Origin of the sequence: Pseudomonas sp. Sample_23, from assembly GCF_004307595.1 — a bacterium.
Taxonomy (GTDB): Bacteria; Pseudomonadota; Gammaproteobacteria; order Pseudomonadales; family Pseudomonadaceae; genus Aquipseudomonas; species Aquipseudomonas atacamensis.
This window is the reverse complement of the sequence record NZ_RCNX01000044.1, coordinates 1-2,510: the sequence shown is the minus strand read 5'-3', so window position 1 is coordinate 2,510 and position 2,510 is coordinate 1. Positions and strand designations below refer to the sequence as shown.

The following is a 2,510-nucleotide window of genomic DNA, read 5'->3' as shown; positions in this document are numbered from 1 at the left end:
AAAGCCCCTCACCCTAACCCTCTCCCGGAGGGAGAGGGGACTGACCGAGTTGTTGTTGAGAGATACGCCGACGTGAAGTACCGAGTCGAACTCAGGTCGTGAAAAGCACGCAAATCGGCTCCCTTTCCCCCTCGCCCCCCTGGGGGAGAGGGCTGGGGTGAGGGGGTAAATCTCGGCCATCACACAGAACCCGAACTGGAAACCGGACTATGAAAACACCGTTGCGCTGGACATCAAGAGCCGCCTCACTGCTGCTCTGCCTGCTCTTCTGGCAACTCGCCGCCAGCCACCACTGGAACCTCGGCCTGGTCACCTTTGCCAACGTGCCGACGCCACTGGCGGTGATCGAAGCCGCGCTGGGCCTGGGCGACTCGGGCAAACTCTGGCAGCACTTGAGCAGCAGCCTCGGCCGGGTCTTCGCCGGTTACTTGGCGGCGTTGATCATCGGCATCGCCCTGGGCCTGGCCATCGGCCGGTCGAAATGGGCTGAGGATTTGCTGTTGCCACCACTGGAAGTCCTGCGCCCGATCCCCGCCGTGGCGTGGATTCCGCTGGCGATCCTGATGTTTCCATCCTCGGAATTGTCGATGGTCTTTATCACCTTCACCGGCGCGCTGTTCCCGATCCTGCTCAACACCGTGCACGGCGTCGAAGGCGTCGATCCACGCCTGATCGCCTCGGCAAAAAGCCTCGGAGCAGGGCGCCGGGCGATTCTGCTGGAAGTAATCCTGCCGGGCGCTGCGCCGAGCATCATTACCGGCCTGGCGATCGGCATGGGCACTTCGTGGTTCTGCCTGGTGACGGCGGAAATGATCTCCGGGCAGTTCGGTATCGGTTACTACACATGGGAGTCCTACACCATTCAGAACTACGCCGACATTGTTGTCGGCATGCTCCTGATCGGCGTGTTGGGCATGGGCAGCAGTTGGCTGATCAAACGCTTGGGCGGCTTGTTCACGCCTTGGCATCGACCGCGAGGCAAAGCCTGATGAGCGTCATGCAAACCCCGGAAGGGCGGATCGACATTCGCCAGTTGTCCATCGTCCTCGGCCAGGGCCGCGAAGCCTTCGAAGCGGTGCAGGGCCTCGATTGCCAGATCGAACCCGGCCAGTTCGTGTGCATTCTCGGCCCGTCCGGTTGCGGCAAATCGACCTTGCTCGGCGCCCTGGCCGGACACTTGAATGCCAGTACCGGCAGCTTGAAAGTCGACGGCAGCGCGGTGGCCGGCCCGTCGCCGCAGCGCGGCATGGTGTTTCAGCACCACACGCTGTTCCCGTGGCGCACGGTGCACGACAACGTCGCCTTCGGCCTGAAGATGCGCGGCGTCGCCAAGGCTGAGCGGCATCGCGCGGCTGATGAAATCCTCAAACTGGTCGGCCTCGAAGGCTTTGCCGAACGCTGGCCGGATCAGCTTTCCGGTGGCATGCAGCAGCGGGTGGAGATCGCCCGGGTGCTGGTCAATCGCCCGCGCCTGTTGCTGATGGACGAGCCGTTCGGCGCGCTGGATGCGCTGACCCGCTTGAACATGCAGGAACTGCTGCTGGACATCTGGACGCGCATCCGCACCACGGTGGTTTTCGTCACCCATGACATCGACGAGGCGCTGTTTCTAGCCGATCGCTTGCTGGTAATGAGCGCGCGACCAGGGCGAATCATCGAAGACCTGCGTCTGGACTTTCCACGCCCGCGTACCAATGAACTGGTGACCAGCCCCGAGTTCGCTCGCCTGAAACGCCATTGCCTCGACCTGCTGCGCCACGACAACGACCGACCGCTGCCGCGCCTCAATCCGCTCGGCCTGCCTCCTGAAAACCCTTTGCCGCGATTTGCCCTATGACCTCTATTTTTGCTGTGACCGACAACGAAGACATCCTCGCCCTGCAACCGCGCCTGACGGCTGAAGACGCTGGCGTGCGGCGCATTGCCTTGATTGATCTGGCCGATCTGGAGGAGCCGGATGGTTTGCTCTGGCTGGTTGATCGACTCCGGCAGGATCCCGCCGAGGACGTCCGCGCTGAAGCCGCACGATTGCTCGAAGCGTGGGAGGATGAAGCGGTCGTGCAAGCCTTGTGCGAAGCGCTGACGGATCCGGCGCCCGCCGTGCAATCGGCGGCGGCGCAAAGCCTGAGCCTGCTCAAGACTGCAGCGGCGGGGCGGGTCATTCTGCCGTGGACCGCACATGCCGATGTCAGTGTGCGCATCGCTGCCTTTCGGGCGTTACGCGAATTGCGCTTCGCCGAGGCCGCGCCGGCTGCCGTCGCCGCGTTGGAGGACACCGATGCCAATGTCCGTCGCGAAGCGGTCGGTGTGCTCGGCTGGCTCAAACAGCTCGACGCGCTGCCAGCCCTGGCGCGCCTGGCCAGCGACGACCCGGACACCGAAGTGCGTCGCGCCGCGACCGGTGCGCTCGGTCTGGCCAGCGACGCCGAAGTGCTGCCGGCGTTGCGCCAGGCGTTGCGCGACCCTGCCTGGCAAGTGCGCGAAGAAGCTGCGACCACGCTGGGCAAGGT

General features: G+C 64.2%; 3 protein-coding genes. All 3 read left to right on the top strand.

Annotation, left to right across the window (positions count from 1 at the left end):
* Positions 1-209: 209 nt before the first annotated feature.
* Entirely contained in the window at positions 210-989 is a 780-nt protein-coding gene (locus tag D8U82_RS11785; RefSeq protein WP_130902251.1) for an ABC transporter permease, read from the top strand.
* Positions 989-1,837, top strand: coding sequence for an ABC transporter ATP-binding protein (locus D8U82_RS11780; protein ID WP_130902250.1), 849 nt, complete (start codon positions 989-991; stop codon positions 1,835-1,837). Before D8U82_RS11785 ends, D8U82_RS11780 begins: the two co-directional genes overlap by 1 nt.
* On the top strand, positions 1,834-2,510 hold a 677-nt coding region (locus tag D8U82_RS11775), incomplete at its 3' end, for a HEAT repeat domain-containing protein (RefSeq protein ID WP_130902249.1). The genes D8U82_RS11780 and D8U82_RS11775, both read left to right, overlap by 4 nt.